We start from the raw sequence: 19709 nt of genomic DNA, 5'->3' as shown, positions 1-19709 counted from the left end.
GCTCCCCCCGCCCTGCGCAGCGCGCGTTTTTTCACGTATGATCAGCGCATGCGCGCACTCGCCCTCCCGGCCTTCCCGGCATGAAACTCTCGCCCTCGGCGCGGCGCCGGCTGACCGCGCCCGTGGTCTATGCGGCCGCCCTGTTCCTGCTGCTGGAGGACTGGCTGTGGGACCTGGGCGCGGCCCTGATGGCCTGGCTGGCGCAATGGCCGCCCTTGCATCGGCTCGAGTCCTGGCTGCAGGGGCTGCGCCCGGCCGCCGCCATGGCCGTGTTCGTGCTGCCGGCCCTGCTGTTGTTCCCCGTCAAGCTGCTGGCCCTGTTCGCCATGGCGCGCGGCCACGCCATGACGGGACTGGCCGTGATCGTGACGGCCAAGGTGGCCGGCGCGGCGGCCGTGGCCCGCCTGTACGCGCTGACCCGCCCCACGCTGCTGACCATCGCCTGGTTCGCCCGCCTGCTGGCCTGGTTCCTGGCGCTCAAGCAACGCTGGATCGCGCGCCTGCGGGCCAGCGCCGCGTGGCATGAGATCGAGGCGCTGGCCGCCGCCGTGCGCCGCTGGCGGCGCCGCCTGCCGCGCAAGCGCTGGTGGCCGACCCGCGTGCTGCGCCGCTACGCGGCCCGCTGGCGCGCGCGCCGCCGCCGTTTTTCCGACGACCATGAATGATGACTGATCCTAACGCACCCACCGACCCGGCCGCCGTGGCCGCCGAGCTGGCCCAGGTCCGGGCCCGCCTCGACGCCATCGTCTCCAACACCCCCGGCCTGGTCTACCAGTTCGAGCTGCACGCCGACCAGCGCGTGTCCTTCCCCTACCTCAGCGATGGCTGCCAGGCCCTGCTCGGCCTGGCGCCGGCCGCCCTGCGCGCGGCGCCCGAGTGCTTCCTGGCCCTGATCCTGGAGCCGGACCGGCTGTCCTACCTGGACGCCATGCACGCCTCGGCCAGCACGCTGACCAGCTGGAACTGGGAGGGCCGGATCTGGATCGAGGCGTGGCGCGACATCAAGTGGATCAACCTGCGCGCCACCCCGCACGCGCTACCCGGCGGCGCCGTGCGCTGGGAAGGCATCATGACCAACATCACGGAGAGCCGGCGCGAGCAGCAGGAGGTGCGCCAGTCGCGCGCCCGCCTGGCCGAGCTGACGGCCCACATCGAAAAGGTCAAGGAGCAGGAGCGCACCCGCATCGCGCGCGAGATCCACGACGACCTGGGCGGCAACCTGACGGCCATCAAGATGGCGCTGGCCATGCTGGCGGCCCGCCTGCCCGAGGGCGACGCGGCGCTGCACGACAAGGCCGCCTACGTCGACGCGCTGGTCGACCGCACCATCGACGCCGTGCACCGCATCTCGCTCGACCTGCGCCCGCCGCTGCTGGACCTGGGCCTGGTGGTGGCGCTCGAATGGCTATGCAAGGAGTTCGAGCAGCAGGCCGGCGTCCATTGCGCGTTCAGCGCCAACGCCCGCGAGTTCGCGCTCGACAACGACCAGACCACGGCCCTGTTCCGCATCGTGCAGGAGGCGCTGACCAACATCGCCAAGCACGCCGGCGCCAGCCGCGTCACCGTCAAGCTGGCCCGCACCCGCCACCACGTGAGCCTGAAGATCAGCGACAACGGCGGCGGCATCTGGCAGGGCGACCGCGCCAAACCCGAGTCGTTCGGCATCCGCGGCATGACGGAGCGGGCGCGCGCGCTGGGCGGCACGTTGACGCTGAGCCACGCCGTGGGCGGCGGCACCGTGGTGGCCGTCAAGATTAAGTGCGCCGGCCACCACGCGGGCGCCATGCCGGGCCCGGCCGGCGCTACAATAGCGGATCAGAGTGTTTCCACTGTGAAATGACGCAACCCGGTAGAAGAACCATCCATGACAGAAAAAGCCATCATCAAGGTCTTCATCGCTGATGACCACGCCATCGTGCGCGAAGGCTTGAAACAGATCCTGGCCGAGACCGGCGACATCGTCGTGGCCGGCGAGGCCGAGAACGGACTGGACGCCATCAAGCTGTTCCGCAAGGCCGACTGCCAGGTGGTGCTGCTCGACATCTCGCTGCCCGACCGCAACGGCATCGAGGTGCTCAAGCAGATCAAGAAGGAGAAGCCGGAGCTGGCCGTGCTGATGCTGTCCATGCACCGCGAGGACCAGTACGCGATCCGCTCGCTCAAGGCCGGCGCGGCCGGCTACCTGACCAAGCAGAGCGCGCCGCGCGAACTGGTGACGGCGATCCGCCAGGTGGCCGGCGGCCTCAAGTACATCAGCCCCGCGCTGGCCCAGGAACTGGCCAACCACGTGGGCGAGGACCACGAGGCGCCGCCGCACGACGCGCTGTCGGACCGCGAATACCAGACCCTGACCATGATCGCCTCCGGCAAGACGGTGGGCGCCATCGCCAAGGAACTGTCGCTGTCGGTCAAGACCGTCAGCGAATACCGGGCCCGGCTGCTGGTCAAGATGAAGCTCAAGAACAGCGCCGAGCTGACCCACTACGCCATCAAGAACCAGCTGATCGAGTGAGGCGGACCGGAGCGGCGGTCCGGTGTTGCCAGGAAGAATACTTTGTATGCGTTTAATTAAGAGCACTTCCGGCCGCTAATCATCGCTATGCGCGGCCATCCTGTCGCCTATCATGATAGGACTGAGTCACTGAAAGAGGCTGTGCGCAACCATGTCTAGCAAACCCACCCCCGCGGCCGCGGCGGAGCAGAACCCGGCCGACATCGCCCGCGAAGCGTTCCGCCGCCTGGCCGTGCGCCGCATCGCGCCCACCCCCGACGCCTACCGCGACATCTACCTGGAGATCGCCGGCCTGCCGCCGGCCGCCCCGGCGGCGGCGCCGGCCGTGCTGGGCAGCGCCGACCCCGGCCCGGAATCCGTGCTGAGCGGCTTCGCCAGCCGGCTGTCGGACGGCGTCGGCGACCTGGCCGAGTTCGGCCGCCGCTTCAACCGCGCCGTCAAGTCGCGCGACTGGGACGGCTACGCCAAGGCCCTGTCGCAACTGGTGGACAAGCACATCACCGTCAAGAAGGGCATCGAGACGGCCGCCGCGCCCGATTCCGAGCAAAGCCGCATGCTGCGCGATCTGCTCAGCCGCACCCTCACCTTCGCCGTCGCCTCGCTGCTGACGGGCGCGCCGGCCCTGGTGGCCGAGGCCGAATCGCTGGGCGCGGCCACCAAGCAGGCCCACAGCGAGGAGGCGCTGGCCGAGATCGCCGTGCGCCTGAAGCAACTGTGCTACCAGATCGAACTCAAGAGCGGCGACACGGCCGAGCAGCAGGAATTGCTGCTGCGCCTGTTCAAGCTGCTGCTCGAGAACGTCAGCGAACTGCTCGACGACGACAGCTGGCTGCGCGGCCAGATCGACGCCGTGCAGAACCTGATCGCCGGCCCCATCGACCAGCGCGCGCTGGAGGAGGCCACGCGCAGCCTGAAGGACGTGATCTACAAGCAAAGCCAGCTCAAGCACAGCCTGTCGGACGTCAAGCTCACCGTCAAGAACATGATGATGACCTTCATCGACCGCCTCGGCCAGGTGGCCGCCTCGACCGGCGACTTCCACGAGAAGATCGGCGGCTATTCGGAGAAGATCAGCCGGGCCGAGAACATCGGCGAACTGAACCAGATCCTCGACGACGTGCTGCGCGAGACGCGCATCGTGCAGAGCGAGGCGCTCAAGGCGCGCGACAAGATGGTGCTGGCGCGCCAGGAGGTGCAGGACGCCGAGCAGCGCATCCATGCGCTCGAGGCCAAGCTGCAGCACATGAGCGAATTGGTGCGCGAGGACCAGCTCACGGGCAGCCTGAACCGGCGCGGCCTGGACGACGTGTTCGAACGCGAGACGGCCCGCTCGGACCGCCGCGGCACGCCGCTGTGCATCGCGCTGCTGGACCTGGACGACTTCAAGCGCCTCAACGACACCTACGGCCACATCGCCGGCGACGCGGCCTTGAAGCACCTGGTCAAGATCGTCAAGGAGACGCTGCGCTCGATGGACGTGATCGCCCGCTTCGGCGGCGAGGAGTTCCTGATCCTGCTGCCCGAGACGACGGTGGAGGCGGCCTCGCAGACGATGACGCGGCTGCAGCGCGAGCTGACCAAGCACTTCTTCCTGCACGACAACGAGAAGGTGCTGATCACGTTCTCGGCCGGGGTGGCGCTGCGCCGTCCCAACGAGGACCAGGCCGAACTGGTCAAGCGGGCCGACAAGGCCATGTACCAGGCCAAGCAGTCGGGCAAGAACCGGGTGGTGGTGGCCGACTGACGACGCGCCCCGGGCCCCGCGGACGGGGGGCGCAGGCGGGGTCAAAGGCGGGGTCAGGTCATAAGGAAAGGCAACATGCGCGCATGTTGCCTTTTTTTATGACCTGACCCCGTCTTTTTTCGTCCAGACTGTTGTCATCCAGACCACCATTTGCGCCCGCCGTGGTCCACATCGCGGGGAAATACGGGCCAAAATATAATTATTTTCGCCCTAAAGATTCGACGAACGCGGTCGTTTAAGCGGGCATGGGCGGCCAACGTTGAGCCCCGAAAGTGAAAATTTCGCGCCTTTTTTTGCCTAAATTTTCCCGTGGGGCAACCGTTACACATTACAACAGCGGTTTGATTGTCTCGGAACGCGGAGACAGACCAAAGTGAAATGAGCAAGTAGCCCAACCTAGTCTGGAGAACCATCATGTCGCAAACCATCAACACCAACATTGCCTCGCTGAACGCACAACGTAACCTGAACAGCTCGCAAGGCGCACTGCAAACCTCGCTGCAACGCCTGTCTTCCGGCCTGCGCATCAACAGCGCCAAAGACGACGCCGCCGGCCTGGCCATTTCCGAGCGTTTCACTTCGCAGATCCGCGGCAATACGACGGCAGCGCGCAACGCCAATGACGGCATCTCGCTGGCGCAAACGGCTGAAGGTGGCTTGAGCACCGCCGGCGACCTGCTGCAGCGGATCCGCGAACTGGCCGTGCAGTCGGCCAACGGCAGCAACTCCGCATCGGACCGCAAGTCGATCCAGAACGAGGTGTCGGCCCTGTCCAAGGAGCTGGACCGCGTCGCCACCAGCACCCAGTTCAACGGCCAGAACGTGCTCGACGGCAGCCTGACCAACACCCAGTTCCAGGTCGGCGCCAACTCGAACCAGATCATCAACATCGGCGTGCAGAGCGCCAAGGCCGCCGACATCGGCAACAACACCATCAAGCCGGTCGACTCCGCCACCTCGCTGTCGCAAGCCGTCGCCGGCGCCGGCGCCGACCTGACCACCGACGTCAACAACCTGCTGACGGCCGACGACACGCTGACCATCAAGTCGGGCACCGGCACCACCAAGGATGTGTTCGTCAAGACCGGCACCGCCACCACCGCCAGCGACACGGCCAAGGCCATCGCCGACAAGGTCAACGCCGTGAGCTCGGACACCGGCGTGACGGCGCAAGCCAAGACGGTCGCCACCATCGCCGGCATCCAGGACGGCGCGGTCAACTTCCAGCTGCGCGGCGCCAACTCGACCGCCAACGACGCCAACTCGAAGGCCGTCACCATCACCGCCAAAGTGGTGGGCGGCGACCTGTCGGCCCTGGCGCAAGCGATTAATGCCCAGACCAACACCACCAACGTGACGGCCAGCATCAAGATCGACGCCACCGGCAAGAAGGAACTGCAGCTGAACGACAGCACCGGCAACAACATCCAGCTGTCGGCCCAGACCGGCGACGTGGCGTTGAACGCCGCCACCGTGCGCGGCGCCGATGTCAGCGGCGCGGCCTCGACCACCACCGCGGCGCTGACCGTGGGCGCCACCGCGGCCGTCGGCGGGCGCGTCGAGTTCTCGTCCGATTCGGGCTTCTCGATCACCAGCACGACCTCGGTCGTGACCGGCGGCACCGCCGTCGGCAGCGATCTGCAATCGGTCGGCAAGATCGACGTCAGCTCGGTGGACGGCTCCAACGCCGCCCTGCTGACCATCGACTCGGCCCTGAACCAGATCAACAGCAACCGCGCAGCGCTCGGTGCGATCCAGAACCGTTTCGCCTCGACCATCTCGAACCTGCAAACGACGACCGAGAACCTGTCGGCCTCGCGTAGCCGGATCCAGGATACCGACTTCGCGGCGGAGACGGCCAGCCTGACCCGCGGCCAGATCCTGCAACAGGCCGGTACCGCGATGTTGGCCCAGGCCAACTCGCTGCCGAACGGCGTGCTGTCGCTGCTGCGTGGTTAAACCCGTGTGACGATGGATCCACATCGTTAAAACCCGGTTCCCCGGCCGACTCGTGCGGCCGGGGATTTTGCATAGACAGGAACCATCATGACCATCGACTCACTAAGCACTGCCCCGGCGGCGCGCCCGATCGAGCGCCATTCCGCCGGCTACGACGCCGCCCCGGCCGCCAATGGCGCCGCGCGGGCGCCCGCCACCGCCGTCGAGACGGCCGCCGCCGTCAAGGGCGCGGGCGCCGTGCCGACGCTGGACCAGGTGTCGCAAGCCGTGTCGCAGCTGAACCAGTCGCCCCAGGCCAAGGCCCAGGGACTGGAATTCTCGATCGACAAGGACAGCAAGCGCACCGTCGTCAAGGTGATCGACCAGACCACCAAGGAAGTGCTGCGCCAGATCCCGTCCCCGGAAGCGCTGGAAATCGCCAAATCGCTGGGCAACGCCAGCCACAACACCGGCCTGCTGATCAAGCAGACCGCCTGAGGCGGCCGCCCCGCCCCGGCGTCCCGCCCTGGCGCACCGCCTTGGCGCGCCTTGGCGCACCGCCTTGGCGCACCGCCTTGGCGCGCCGCTTTTCCTTCCATCATGGCGCGCTTGCGCTAAGCTATAGCCATGCGCCCGGCGCCTGGCGCGACCGCGCCGCGTCCGCGTGCCCGGCCTCTCCCCGCAGGCGGCGCCATCGGCGCGGTCGACCCGGCCGCTGCACTTTTTTTGAGCGAAAGCTGAACAGACTGGCATTTCCCCCTCTCAAGTCCTCTTTGATCGCGCCGATAATGTCTTATATTGTTGCTTTCTACAGGAGTCCAACGTGGGCATTTCATCTCCCGGCATCGGGTCAGGCATCGACGTCAACAGCATCGTCAGCAAGCTGATGCAGGTGGAGTCCGCCCCATTGGCGGACTTCGACAAGAAATCGGCCAGCTACCTGGCCAAGGTCTCGGCCTTCGGCACCCTGTCGGGCGCCCTCGGTTCGTTCCAGGGCTCGCTGTCCTCGCTGACCTCGCTGAGCAGCTTCCAGTCGCTCAGCGCCACCCCCGGCGATTCGAGCGTGCTGAGCGCCAGCGCCACCACCAAGGCCCTGCCCGGCAGCTACCGCATCAACGTCAGCCAGGTGGCGCAAGCCCAGACCCTGGCCTCGGGCGGCTACAAGAGCACCACGGCCGCCATCGGCCTGGGCGCCACCACCACCATCAACTTCGCGCTCGGCACCGTGGCCGGCGGCACCTTCGGCGTCACCGGCACCACGCTCGGCGCCGGCGTGCTGACGGGCGGCCTGACGCCGGGCGCGCTGACCATCAACGGCACCGCCATCGCCACCGACGGCAGCACCCGCAGCGCGCGCCTGCTGGCCGACGCCATCAACGCCAAGAGCGGCACCACGGGCGTGTCGGCCAAGGCGGCCGCCACCGTGACCAGCGCCACCCTGTTCGGCAGCGGCGGCGCCAGCACCTTCGGCGCCGTCGACACCAGCGGCGGCGGCTCCTACGCGCTGACCGTGGGCGGCGTGACCATCGCCAGCCAGGCGGCCAACGTGGCGCCCGGCGCCGCCGGCAGCATCGACGCGGCCGCGCTCGACACGGCGCTGACCGGCGACACGGCCGTCACGCGCGCGCTGGCCGACGCCAACATCACCGTCAGCGGCACGGCCGCCGCCGGCACCCTGCAATTCACCAATGCCGACGGCGCCAACATCAACGTGAGCGAAGCCGTCAGCGGCGCCGTGAGCGGCGGCATCGGCAACAGCGGCGCGGCCAACACCGGCTCCACCACCACGGCCGTCAGCGCCATCACGCTGGAATCGACCGACGCCAGCCCGATCACCGTGGGCGGCACCAACCCGGCCGCCGCCGGCCTGACGGCCGGCGTGGGCGGCGCCTACCTGGGCGCCAGCTTCACGGCCGATCCGGACCGCACGGCGGGCAACATCGTGATCGACAGCAGCAACAACACGCTGCAGGGCATCGCCGACGCCATCAACAAGGGCAATTTCGGGGTCACGGCCAGCCTGGTGTCCGATGGCGCCACCGGCACCAACGCCACGCCCAACCACCTGGTGCTGACCTCGAGCGCCACGGGGGCCTCGTCGACCATGCGCATCACGCTCAGCGGCGCCAACGGCAACCCGGCCGACCCCGACCTGGTCAACCTGCTCGGCTACGATCCGGGCGGGGTGCAGAACATGAGCCAGAAGGCCTCGGCGCTCGACACGCTGGCCAACGTGAACGGCATGGCCGTCAGCAGCAGCAACACCTCGCTGTCGGGCGCCATCGCCGGCGTCACGCTCAACGTCAACAAGACCGGCAGCACCAGCCTGACCGTGGCGCGCGACACCGCCTCGCTGACCAGCTCGGTCAACAACTTCGTCAAGGCCTACAACGACCTCAACAGCCAGATCAAGCAATTGTCCGGCTACGATCCCGACACCAAGAGCGGCGGCCCGCTGCTGGGCGACAACACCGTGCGCAACCTGCAGGCGGCCGTGCGGCGCCAGATGTCGCAGCCGATCGTGGGCCTGAAGGGCAGCCTGACCAACCTGTCCCAGATCGGCATCTCGTTCCAGAAGGACGGCACGCTGACGCTCGACTCGTCCAAGCTGAACAAGGCGATCAGCAACAACTTCAACGACATCGCGGGCCTGTTCGCGGCCGTCGGCAAGACCAGCGACAGCAAGATCAGCTTCGTCAGCTCGACCACCGCGACCCAGGCCGGCGACTACGCGCTCGACATCACCACGCTGGCCACCCAGGGCAGCCTGACCAGCGCGGCCGCCCTGCCGGCCACCACCGTCATCGACGCCGACACCACCTGGACCGTCAAGCTGAACGACACCACCACGGCGGCCAGCACCGCCAGCATCACGATACCGGCCGGCAGCTACACGCCGAGCCAGCTGGCCACCCAGCTGCAATCGTCGATCAACGGGGTCAGCAACTTCTCCAACGCGGGCTGGACCGTGAGCGCCACCATCGGCACCGACGGCACGCTCAAGCTGCAATCGAACCGCTACGGCTCGCAGTCGAATGTCAGCCTGGTGGACGACACCGGCAGCACGGTCGCCTCCGTGTTCGGCGCCGCGACGCCGGTGACCGGCGTGGACGTGGCCGGCACCATCGGCGGCTACGCCGCCACCGGCGACGGCCAGACCCTGACCGGCTCGGCCGGCGCCCCGGTGGAGGGCCTCAAACTGACCGTCGACGGCGACACCATCGGCAGCCGCGGCGACATCGGCTTTTCCCAGGGGTACGCCAACCTGCTCAACAGCCTGGCCGGCAATTACCTGGGATCGAAGGGGTATATCAACAGCCAGACCGCTGGCCTCAACCAGTCGGTCAAGGACATCGGCAAGCAAAAGGATGCGCTCAGCGCGCGCCTGGTGGACGTCGAGGCGCGCTACCGCGCCCAGTACACCAAACTCGACACGCTGGTGGCCAGCTTGAACTCGACCGCGTCCTATTTGACGCAACAATTGGCGTCCATCGCCAAGAACGGTTAATCACAGGAGAGACACTATGTTCGGATCCCGACAAACTGGCGTGCACGCCTATGCCAAGATCGGCATGGAAACCGGCGTGCTCGCAGCCAGCCCGCACAAGCTGATCGTGATGCTGTTCGATGGCGCCCTGGTGGCCATCAACACGGCGCTCGTCAGCATGCGCAACGGCAACATCGGCGAGAAAGGCAAGTCGATCTCGAAGGCCATCATGATCATCGACAGCGGCCTGCGCGCCGCGCTCGACAAGAAGGCCGGCGGCGAGATCGCCGAGGGCCTGGACGCCCTGTACGAATACATGAGCGCCCGGCTGCTGACGGCCAACCTGCAGAACGATCCGGCCATCCTGGAGGAAGTGCAACGCCTGCTGACGGAATTGCGCGACGCCTGGAACGCCATCGGCGAAGCGCCGGCCGCGGCCGGCCGCGCCACCTCCACCCCCACCCTCGCGAGCGCCTGAACGATGATGACCAGCCAAGAAATATTGACCGTGTACACCGCCATGGCGGCGCTGACCGAACAGATGGTGCAGGCGGCCACCGCCAGCGACTGGGACCTGCTGGTGCTGCTCGAGCAACGCTGCGCCGCCCACGCCCAGCGCCTGCGCGCGCACGAGCCGGCCGCGCCCATGCAGGGCGCCCAGCGCGAGCAAAAGATCGAACTGATCCGCCAGATGCTCAACGCCGACCGCCAGATCCGCGACCTGACCATGCCGTGGATGGCCCAGTTGTCCAAGCTGATCAATAACGCCGGCACGGAACGGCGCCTGGTCAACGCCTACGGCAGCGTCTGATCCCGGCGGCCGCCATGCTGCCGCGCCTGGACGTCAATGTCGGCCCGCTGACGGCGGCCGACGCCGTGCACGGCACGCCGCCCATCGGCGACGGCCGGCAGGCGGCGTTCCAGCGTAACCTGCAGGCGCTGGTGGGCCAGTCGCTGCAGGCCACCGTGCTGTCGAAATACCCTGACGGCAGTTTCCTCGTGCGGGTGGCCGACAACGCGGCCCGCATGCAGTTGCCCCCGGGCGTGCAGGTCGGCAGCGACGTGCCGCTGACGGTGATCGCGGCCCAGCCCCGCCCCACCTTCCAGCTCGGCAACGCGCCGGGCGCCGCCGCCACCCTCGTCTACAGCGACGCCCCCAGCGGGGCCGACGCCGAAGCCCAGCTCTACCATCCCAACCAGCCCGCGCCCGACACGGCCGCCGGCGCCGCGCGCCCGCCGGCAACGGCCGGCACGCCAGCCGGCACGGCCAGCGGCACCGCCACTGGCGCTGCAACGGCCGCCCAGACCGCCGCCGGGCAGCCGGCGTTGCCTGCCGGCGCGCAAGGCACGGGCGCCACGGCAGGCCAGGCGACGGCGTCGGCCGCCAGCGCGGCCGCCCTGGCGGCCGGCATGGCCCAGGGCGCCGCACAGCCGGGCGCCGCCGCCGCCGACCACGCGCGTCCGGCCACCGCCGGCGCCGCGCTGCTGGCCAGGGCGCCATTGATCCCCGCCAGCGACCTGCCGGCGCTGGACGCGAGCACGCCGCCGCCCACGCTGAGCACGGCCGCGCGCGTGCTCAGCACCGTGCTGACGGCCGCCCCGGCCACCCCGGCCGGCGCGCCCGTCGTGCTGACCGGCAAGGCGCCGCTGGTGGCGGCCGGCGCCGCGCCCGCCCCCGAACAAGTGGCCCGGCACCTGCAGGCGGCCATCTCGCAAAGCGGCCTGTTCTACGAGTCGCACGTGGCCGAATGGGTCAAGGGCGAGCGCAGCCTGGCCGACCTGATGCGCGAACCGCAGATGCAGCGCCAGCAGCAGGCCATGGCCGACGGCGGCGCGCGGGCCCAGGCCGGCGGCCCCGACCTGTCGGCGGCCCTGATGATCAACCAGCAACTGCATGCGCACGAGCAGGGCCGCGTGCAATGGCAGGGCGAGGCGTGGCCGGGCCAGCCCATGCAATGGGAGGTGCGGCGCGAGCCGCGCGACGAGCACCGCCGTGGCGATGGCCGCGACGGCGGCGCCGACGGCCAGCCCGAGCAGGTCTGGCGCAGCGGCGTGCGCTTCCGCTTCCCGCTGCTGGGCAAGGTGGCGGCCACCGTCACGCTGGCCGGCGACCAGGTCCAGATCCAGCTGCAGACCGGCAGCGACCAGTCGGCCGTCACGCTGCGCGCCTACGCCGGCTTGCTGGAGCAGGCGATGGCGGCGGCCGGGGCGCCCTTGTCCTCGCTCACCATCGCCAGCGCACCGGAGGCCGGCGATGGAACGTGACGCGCCGCGCCGCCCGCTGCAAAGCGCCGTCGCGCTCGCCTACCAGACGGGCGCGGCCGCGCCCAAGGTGGTGGCCAAGGGCCGTGGCCTGGTGGCCGAGCAGATCATCGCCGTGGCCCAGGAGCACGACGTGTTCGTGCACGAATCGAAGGAACTGGTGTCGCTGCTGATGGAGATCGACCTCGACCACCAGATCCCGCCCACGCTCTATCGTACGATTGCGGAACTGTTGGCATGGCTATATCATATTGAATCAGCGCAAAAGTCCGGCGCCCCGCTCCCCGCGCCGCCCGACACCAGCCTGCCGCTCACCGAACCCTAGACCCCGATACGGACGCGATGCAATCACTACGACTGGAAGCAGACTTGGAAAACTGGCATGACTTCGAGGTCGAGTCGCGCCGGGAGATCATCGCCCTGCTGCGCAGCATCGGCGAGAAGAACCAGTTGATCCGCATGCTGGTGCAGGGCGAGGCCGACGTGTGCGTGACCTCGATCCTGGAAGTGCAGCCGGACAACAACGCCGTCATCCTCGACTGCTCGATCGACCGCGAACAGAACCAGCGCATCGTGGGCGCGGCGGCCGTCCATTTCGAGACCACGCTCGACAAGATCCGCATCCTGTTCTCGTCCGACAAGGTGGAGAAGTGTTTGTACCGGGGCAACCCGGCGTTCCGCATGGCCCTGCCGGCCACCCTGATCCGCCTGCAGCGGCGCGAGTTCTACCGCATGTCCACGCCGGTCAGCAACCCGGTGCGGGTGGCCATTCCGCTGCCGGCCGAGCTCGGCGGGGGCAACCACCCGTTCCCGCTGGCCGACATCAGCTGCGGCGGCATCGCCATCCTCGACAACAAGCTGTTGCTGGGCGACACCATCGGCCGCAACTACGCCGATTGCCGCATCGACCTGCCCGACGTGGGCGCCATCGTCACGACCTTGCAGATCCGCAATTCGCTCGACATGACCCTGCTCAACAACAAGTCGAACCGCCGCCTCGGCTGCCAGTTCATCGACATCCCGCGTCCGATGCTGGCCCAGGTGCAGCGCTACATCACCAAGCTCGAACGCGAGCGCAACGCGCGCCTGGCCGGGCTGGGCTGAAACGGGCGGGCCGGGGCGGCCGCCCGCGATGCTCATTGGATGATCATTGGATGATCATCGGATGACCATCCGATCACACCTGCATGTTCATGATGTCGTGGTACGCCGTCACCAGCTTGTTGCGCACCTGCATGGTGGCCTGGAAGTTGATGCTGGCCTTCTGCATCGAGATCATCACGTCCGACAGGCTCACGCCGTCGTCGCCCATGGCGAAGCGCTGGCCCTGGGTGTCGGCCTTGACCTGGCTGGCGTTGACGGCGTCGAGCGAATTTTTCAGCGCGTCGGCGAAATTGACTTTCGCGGCCGGGGTTTCCGTCTGCACCACCGGCGGCGTGGCCTGCGGCCGCGTGGCGTGGGCTTTGAGCTGCGCGATCATGGCCTGGATCTGGCTGCTGTCGATACCACCTGTTCTCATCTTGACTCCATTTTGTTGCTACCGCGGAACACTTTCCGGCGGCCGGGGAGACAGCGCCACGTTACAATAGCAACTGTCAGGCTGCCAGAATAACAGCCCGCGCGCCAGCGGCAGGCGCGAGCAGGAGGGCAAACGCGGCTCTGTTTAAGCGTTTGATTTGCCCGTACCGCGGCGATAATCCGTACCAGGCCCAATCCCCGTCACGGGATTGGATAGCGACACTCAGAGAAATCCACACCCACCATGGCCGTAGCCGAAGAACGCGACATCGACGCAGCAGAGCAAGCGCCCGCGCCCGACGGGGCGGCGGAAAAGCTGCCCTTCATCCAGACGCCGATGGGCAAGAATTTCATGCGCGGGGGCGCGGCCGCCGGCGTGCTGGCCGTGATCCTGGCCCTGTGGCTGTGGAACAAGCCGCCCGAGTACGGCGTGCTGTTCTCCAATTTCACCGACCGCGACGGCGGCGCCATCACGGCCGAGCTCGACAAGATGAACGTCAAGCACAAGTTCTCCGAGAACGGCACGGCCATCCTGGTGCCCACCGAGCAGGTGCACGACATCCGCCTCAAGCTGGCGGCCCAGGGCCTGCCCAAGGGCGGCAACGTCGGCTTCGAGCTGATGGAGAACCAGAAGCTGGGCGTGTCGCAGTTCCTGGAGCAGGTCAACTACCAGCGCGCGCTCGAAGGCGAGCTGGCGCGCTCGATCCAGTCGCTGGCGGCCGTCGAGTCGGCCCGCGTGCACCTGGCGCTGCCCAAGCCGTCCGTGTTCGTGCGCGACCAGCAGAAGCCGACCGCCTCCGTGCTGCTGAACCTGCACCCGAACCGCGTGCTCGACCCGCAGCAGACCAGCGCCATCGTGCACCTGGTGGCCTCCAGCGTGCCCGATCTGCTGCCGGCCAACGTGACGGTGGTGGACCAGGCCGGCAACCTGATCTCGGACCTGAACAAGAACGGCAACGCGGGCCTGAACGCCAAGAACATGGACGAGACCCAGCTCAAGTACGTGAAGGAGCTGCAGAACGCCGTCATCAAGCAGGTCGAATCGATCATCATCCCGATCGTGGGCGAGAACAACGTGCGGGCCGAGGCCACGGCCGACGTCGACTTCTCCCAGGTCGAGCAGGCGGCCGAGACCTACAAGCCGAACTCGCCGCCGGCCGCCTCGGCCATCCGCAGCCAGCAGACCAGTGAAACGGGCGGCAACGGCAACACCAACCCGTCCGGCATCCCGGGCGCGCTGTCGAACCAGCCGCCGGGCACGGCCACGGCGCCGCTGACGGCCAACGCGCCCGGCGCCACGGCGCCCGCGCCCGGCACCCCGCCCGGCGCCGCCACGGCCACCGGCACCGGCCCCACCCACAAGGAATCGACCACCAACTACGAGGTCGACAAGACCGTGCGCTACGAGCAGCGCGGCATGGGCGGCCTGCGCCGCCTGACCGTGGCCGTGGTGGTCAACTACCGGCGCATCGTCGACAAGAACGGCAAGGTCACCGTCAAGCCCTACACGCCCGAGGAGATGGCCAAGATCAACGACCTGGTCAAGCAGGCCATGGGCTACAATCAGGACCGCGGCGACGCCGTCAGCGTGGCCAACTCGCCGTTCGACGGCGTGGACCGGCCGGCCGAGGCGGCGCTCGACTGGTGGCGCGATCCGGCCAACCTGCCGATGGCCAAGGAACTGGCCAAGTTCCTGATCACGGCCCTGATCCTGCTGTACATCTTCCTGCGCATCGTGCGCCCGATGATGCGGCCCGTGTTCAAGAAGATCGACGAAATCAACGCGCCGGAGCCGGAGCCGGAACCGGAGCCGGAGCCGGTGGTGGAGGAACCGGACCATGAACTCATCGCGGAAGAGGAATTGCGACAGATGGAAGAGAACACGGCCCGCTCCTATCGGGACAACCTGGCCATGGCCAAGAAACTGGCGGCCGACGATCCGCGCATCGTGGCCAACATCATCAAAGCGTGGGTAGGCGCCAATGACTGAGAACACCGGACTGCAAAAAGCGGCCATCCTGATGCTGGCCATGGGCGAGACGGAGGCGGCCGAGGTGATGAAGTTCCTCGGCCCGCGCGAGGTGCTCAAGCTGGGCGCGGCCATGGCCACCATGAAGAACGTGCCGCACGAGCAGGTGGTCGACACGCTCGACGACTTCCGCGACCAGGTGGCGGCCGCCTCCACCGTGGGCCTCGATTCGGACGAGTACATCCGCCAGGTGCTGACCAAGGCGCTGGGCGACGACAAGGCCTCGGTGCTGCTGTCGCGCATCCTGGGCGGCAAGGACGCGTCGGGCATCGAAAGCCTGAAGTGGATGGACTCCAATTCGGTGGCCGAGCTGATCCGCAACGAACACCCGCAGATCATCGCCACCATCCTGGTCCACCTCGAGCGCGACCAGGCCTGCGAAATCCTCGGCAACTTCACCGACCGCCTGCGCAACGACGTGGTGCTGCGCATCGCCACGCTCGACGGCGTGCAGCCGGCCGCGCTGCGCGAACTGAACGACGTGCTCACCAAGCTGCTCTCGGGCAACGAGAACATCAAGAAATCGTCGCTGGGCGGGGTGCGCGCGGCGGCCGAGATCCTGAACTTCATGAGCGGCGAGCAGGAAGGTTCGGTGATGGACAACATCAAGAACTACGACAACGACATGGCGCAGAAGATCATGGACGAGATGTTCGTGTTCGACAACCTGATCGACATCGACGACCGCGGCATCCAGCTCTTGCTGCGCGAGGTGCAGTCGGAGATGCTGATCATCGCCTTGAAGGGCGCGTCGCAGGAGCTGCGCGACAAGATCTTCAAGAACATGTCGGCCCGCGCCGGCGAGATGATGCGCGAGGACCTGGAATCGAAGGGGCCGGTGCGCCTGTCCGAGGTGGAGACCCAGCAGAAGCAAATCCTGCAGATCGTGCGCCGGCTGGCCGACGAGGGCCAGATCGTGCTTGGCGGCAAAGGTGAGGATTCCTTCGTCTGATGGCTACCATACCGAAAGAGCAACAGACCGCGTTCCAGCGCTGGGAGATGACGTCGTTCGGCGACGAGCGCCCCAGCACGCTGGCCGCGCGCGAGGCCGAGCAGCACGCGCAGGAGGCCGCGCGCGCCCAGCAATTGCTGGAGCAGCGCATGCAGCAGGCGCTGCTGGAGCAGGAACAGCAACTGGCCGAGGTCGGCCCGCCGCCGCCGCCGCCGCCCGCCTACCCCAGCGTGGAGGAGGTGGAGGCGATCCGCGAACAGGCGCGCTGCGACGGCTACGAGGAGGGCCACGCGGCCGGCCACGCCGACGCGCTGGCGCTGGGCAAGATCGAATCGGCCAAGGAACTGGCACAGTTGCGCGCGCTGACGGACGCGTTCGGCACGGCCGTGCAGCAGGCCGACCAGCTGATCGCCAACGACGTGCTGGAACTGGCCCTGCAACTGGCCAAGGGCATGCTGAAGACGGCGCTGCAGGTCAAACCCGAGCTGGTGCTGCCCATCGTGCGCGAGGCGATCGAATACCTGCCCGTGCTGCAGCAGCCGGCGTTGCTGGTGCTGCACCCGGACGACGCCGCCGTGGTGCGCGAGGGCATCGGCGAGGAGCTGGACAAGGGCGGCTGGCGCGTGATCGAGGACGCCAGCGTGGGCCGCGGCGGCTGCAAGGTCGACACGGCCAGCAACCAGATCGACGCCCAGGCCGCCTCGCGCTGGCAACGTCTGACCCACGCGCTGGGCCATGACGTGGACTGGCTGGCCTGAACTGTATCGCATGGACAGCATGGAATCGCTCGCCCCGCCGGCCGAACCGGCCAGCCCGGCCAATCCCGCGCCCCCGGCCAACGTCCACACCGGGCGCTGGCAAGCCTATCTGCACGACTGCGCCACGCTGGCCAGTTTCGTCGAGCCGATGCAAGTGTCGGGCCGCGTCACGCGCGTGGCCGGCCTGGTGATGGAGGCGGTCGGCCTGCGGCTGGCCGTGGGCGCCGCCTGCACGGTGCCGCTGCCCAGCGGCGGCAAGGTCGAGGCCGAGGTGGTCGGTTTCGAGGGCGACCGCTTGTTCCTGATGCCGCAAAGCGACGTCGAGGGCATCGTGCCGGGCACCCGCGTGTTCCCGGTCGAGCCGGCCATCCCCCGCCCCGGCAGCGTGGCCCATCCGCGCCGCCGCCCCAGCGACCGCGCGCGCCACCTGCCGGTGGGGCCGGAACTGCTGGGCCGGGTGCTCGACGGCGCCGGCCGCCCGCTCGACAACCTGGGCCCGCTGCACGCGCACGACAGCGCCCCCATCAACGTGCGCCCCGCCAACCCGCTGGGCCGCGCGCCCATCGTCGAGACGCTGGACGTGGGCGTGCGCGCCATCAACGCCATGCTGACCGTGGGCCGGGGCCAGCGCATGGGCCTGTTCGCCGGCTCGGGCGTCGGCAAATCCGTGCTGCTGGGCATGATGGCGCGCTACACCGAGGCCGACGTGATCGTCGTCGGCCTGATCGGCGAACGGGGCCGCGAGGTCAAGGAATTCATCGAGCAGATCCTCGGCGAGGAGGGCCTGGCCCGGTCCGTGGTGGTGGCCGCGCCGGCCGACACGCCGCCGCTGATGCGCCTGCAGGGCGCCGCCTACGCCACCGCCATCGCCGAGCACTTCCGCGACCAGGGCCAGAACGTGCTCTTGATCATGGATTCGCTCACCCGCTACGCCATGGCCCAGCGCGAGATCGCGCTGGCCATCGGCGAGCCGCCGGCCACCAAGGGTTATCCGCCGTCCGTGTTCGCCAAGCTGCCGGTGCTGGTGGAACGGGCCGGGAATGGCGAGCTGGGCGGAGGCTCCATCACCGCCTTCTACACCGTGCTGACCGAGGGCGACGACCAGCAGGACCCGATCGCCGACTCGGCGCGCGCCATCCTGGACGGCCACATCGTGCTGAACCGGCGCCTGGCCGAGGCCGGCCACTACCCGGCCATCGACATCGAGCAGTCGATCAGCCGCGCCATGCACTCGATCACCTCGCACGAGCACCAGGTGCAGGCGCGCAACCTCAAGCAACTGTTCTCGCGCTACGAGCGCAGCCGCGACCTGATCAGCGTGGGCGCCTACGCGCCCGGCACCGATCCCGTGCTGGACCAGGCCATCGCGCTGCACGACAAGATCGAACACTTCCTCCAGCAACAGATCACCGAACGGGTCACCATGAGCGAGAGCTTGGGGCAACTTACCTCGCTATTCGACTGATGGGCCGCCGTAGCGGACGCCTATAATGCTTGATCATGGCATCCCAATCTCAACTACAAACGCTGATTGAGCTGGCGCAACGGGAAACCGACGACGCCGCCAAGCGGCTGGGCGCGGCCCTGAAGGCCGTGGCCGAGGCCGAGCAGAAGCATGAAATGCTGATCGGCTACCGGGACGAGTATGTCAAGCGCTTCGAGGCGGCCCAGGCGGCCGGCATCACGCCCATGGCCTACCGCAATTTCCAGGCCTTCATGGGCAAGCTCGACAACGCCATCACGGGCCAGCAGGAAGTGATCCGCCACGCCGCGCAGCGCAGCGCGCAGGAGAAGCAGGCGTGGCAGGCCAGCGAGCGCAAGCGCATGTCCTACGCCACGCTCAACGAGCGGGCGGCGGCCGCCGCGCTCAAGCTCGAGGCCAAGCGCGACCAGAAGCAGATGGACGAACACGCAGCACGACAGGCTTATTACAAACGCTGAATCCGCACGCGCGATTCAGCCCGGCGGCAACCAACCATAACGGCGCGACCATGCAAACACCCATCCTTCCCCTGCCCACCATCGGCGCCAACGCGGCCGCCGCGCCCAAGGTGAATCTGAACGCGAGCGGCCAGGACAACCAGTTCCAGCGCGCGCTGTCGCGCGAGATGGCGCAGCGCCAGTCGGCCAACGCCGGCGGCAACGCCCCGGCGCGCGCGCCCGAGCGCCCGCCGGCCGCGCCGCGCCAGAGCACCATGCCGACCCGCCAGGCCACGCCCGCCAAGCCGGCGCAGCAGGGGCAGCAGGGGCCACAGGACAAGGATGGCGCCATGCCCGTGCAACCGGGCGCGCGCAGCACCCCCGACAGCACCAGCGCCGCGTCCGCCACGGGCAAGCCGGCCGCCGACGGCGCCACCGACGACGCCCAGAGCGACGCCAAGGCCGCGCTGGACGGCCCGGTGGCCGACATGCTGGCCCTGGTGGCCGCCTTCAATCCGCCGCCGGCGCCGGCAGCCGCCACGGCGGTGGCGCCGGCGGCCGCCCAGCCGGCCCCGGCCGCGCTGGGCGC

The 19709-nt window shown here is 68.5% G+C and carries 18 protein-coding genes and 1 pseudogene; 18 read left to right on the top strand and 1 reads right to left on the bottom strand.

Annotated elements, in window-relative coordinates; all coding sequences use genetic code 11:
- Nucleotides 1-80: 80 nt before the first annotated feature.
- The 12 genes from AC1RQG_RS23210 (at nt 81) to AC1RQG_RS23155 (ending at nt 13047) form a co-directional block, all read left to right on the top strand.
- Entirely contained in the window at nt 81-665 is a 585-nt protein-coding gene (locus AC1RQG_RS23210; RefSeq protein WP_493134970.1) for a hypothetical protein, read from the top strand.
- A complete protein-coding gene (locus AC1RQG_RS23205) occupies nt 662-1840 on the top strand; it encodes a sensor histidine kinase (RefSeq protein ID WP_493134969.1) in 1179 nt (392 codons plus the stop codon). The genes AC1RQG_RS23210 and AC1RQG_RS23205 overlap by 4 nt, the downstream gene beginning before the upstream one ends.
- 24 nt (nt 1841-1864) lie before the next feature.
- The gene (locus AC1RQG_RS23200) at nt 1865-2512 is read left to right on the top strand and encodes a response regulator (RefSeq protein ID WP_493134967.1); all 648 of its coding nucleotides are present in this window, start codon (nt 1865-1867) and stop codon (nt 2510-2512) included.
- Nucleotides 2513-2663: 151 nt separating this feature from the next.
- Nucleotides 2664-4256, top strand: coding sequence for a GGDEF domain-containing protein (locus AC1RQG_RS23195; RefSeq protein ID WP_493134966.1), 1593 nt, complete (start codon nt 2664-2666; stop codon nt 4254-4256).
- 414 nt (nt 4257-4670) lie between these two features.
- Nucleotides 4671-6215 carry a flagellin N-terminal helical domain-containing protein gene (locus tag AC1RQG_RS23190; protein WP_493134964.1) on the top strand — a complete coding sequence of 515 codons (1545 nt, stop codon included), beginning with the start codon at nt 4671-4673 and terminating at the stop codon, nt 6213-6215.
- Nucleotides 6216-6302: 87 nt separating this feature from the next.
- Entirely contained in the window at nt 6303-6692 is a 390-nt protein-coding gene (locus tag AC1RQG_RS23185; RefSeq protein ID WP_493134962.1) for a flagellar protein FlaG, read from the top strand.
- Between the two features lie 325 nt (nt 6693-7017).
- Entirely contained in the window at nt 7018-9702 is a 2685-nt protein-coding gene (gene fliD, locus AC1RQG_RS23180; RefSeq protein ID WP_493134960.1) for a flagellar filament capping protein FliD, read from the top strand.
- A 16-nt stretch (nt 9703-9718) separates the two neighbouring features.
- Entirely contained in the window at nt 9719-10159 is a 441-nt protein-coding gene (gene fliS, locus AC1RQG_RS23175) for a flagellar export chaperone FliS (RefSeq protein ID WP_493134958.1), read from the top strand.
- A gap of 3 nt (nt 10160-10162) precedes the next feature.
- Complete coding sequence (locus tag AC1RQG_RS23170; protein ID WP_493134956.1) at nt 10163-10492, top strand: flagellar protein FliT; 330 nt, start codon at nt 10163-10165, stop codon at nt 10490-10492.
- Nucleotides 10493-10506: 14 nt separating this feature from the next.
- A complete protein-coding gene (fliK, locus tag AC1RQG_RS23165; RefSeq protein ID WP_493134954.1) occupies nt 10507-11946 on the top strand; it encodes a flagellar hook-length control protein FliK in 1440 nt (479 codons plus the stop codon).
- Nucleotides 11936-12268 (top strand): EscU/YscU/HrcU family type III secretion system export apparatus switch protein, encoded by a 333-nt coding sequence (locus tag AC1RQG_RS23160; protein WP_493134952.1) that lies wholly within the window; start codon nt 11936-11938, stop codon nt 12266-12268. The genes fliK and AC1RQG_RS23160 overlap by 11 nt, the downstream gene beginning before the upstream one ends.
- A 17-nt stretch (nt 12269-12285) precedes the next feature.
- Complete coding sequence (locus AC1RQG_RS23155) at nt 12286-13047, top strand: flagellar brake protein (protein WP_493134950.1); 762 nt, start codon at nt 12286-12288, stop codon at nt 13045-13047.
- 73 nt (nt 13048-13120) lie between these two features.
- Here AC1RQG_RS23155 and fliE read toward each other — a convergent pair whose 3' ends face one another.
- Nucleotides 13121-13462, bottom strand: coding sequence for a flagellar hook-basal body complex protein FliE (gene fliE, locus AC1RQG_RS23150; RefSeq protein ID WP_493134949.1), 342 nt, complete (start codon nt 13460-13462; stop codon nt 13121-13123).
- A gap of 243 nt (nt 13463-13705) precedes the next feature.
- Between fliE and fliF the strand changes: the two genes are divergently transcribed.
- The 6 genes and pseudogenes from fliF to AC1RQG_RS23120 all read left to right on the top strand — a co-directional run.
- Nucleotides 13706-15451, top strand: a complete 1746-nt coding sequence (fliF, locus tag AC1RQG_RS23145) for a flagellar basal-body MS-ring/collar protein FliF (RefSeq protein ID WP_493134948.1) — start codon at nt 13706-13708, stop codon at nt 15449-15451.
- Entirely contained in the window at nt 15444-16442 is a 999-nt protein-coding gene (fliG, locus tag AC1RQG_RS23140) for a flagellar motor switch protein FliG (RefSeq protein WP_182166554.1), read from the top strand. The genes fliF and fliG overlap by 8 nt, the downstream gene beginning before the upstream one ends.
- Complete coding sequence (locus tag AC1RQG_RS23135) at nt 16442-17200, top strand: flagellar assembly protein FliH (RefSeq protein ID WP_493134946.1); 759 nt, start codon at nt 16442-16444, stop codon at nt 17198-17200. Before fliG ends, AC1RQG_RS23135 begins: the two co-directional genes overlap by 1 nt.
- A gap of 19 nt (nt 17201-17219) precedes the next feature.
- A complete protein-coding gene (fliI, locus tag AC1RQG_RS23130) occupies nt 17220-18665 on the top strand; it encodes a flagellar protein export ATPase FliI (RefSeq protein ID WP_493134945.1) in 1446 nt (481 codons plus the stop codon).
- 35 nt (nt 18666-18700) lie between these two features.
- Nucleotides 18701-19141, top strand: coding sequence for a flagellar export protein FliJ (fliJ, locus tag AC1RQG_RS23125; protein ID WP_493134943.1), 441 nt, complete (start codon nt 18701-18703; stop codon nt 19139-19141).
- 50 nt (nt 19142-19191) lie between these two features.
- A pseudogene (locus tag AC1RQG_RS23120) lies at nt 19192-19709 on the top strand (flagellar hook-length control protein FliK); the annotation flags it as partial.

The organism is Rugamonas sp. GW822-FHT03B10 (assembly GCF_058801745.1).
This window is presented reverse-complemented; position numbering and strand designations above follow the sequence as displayed.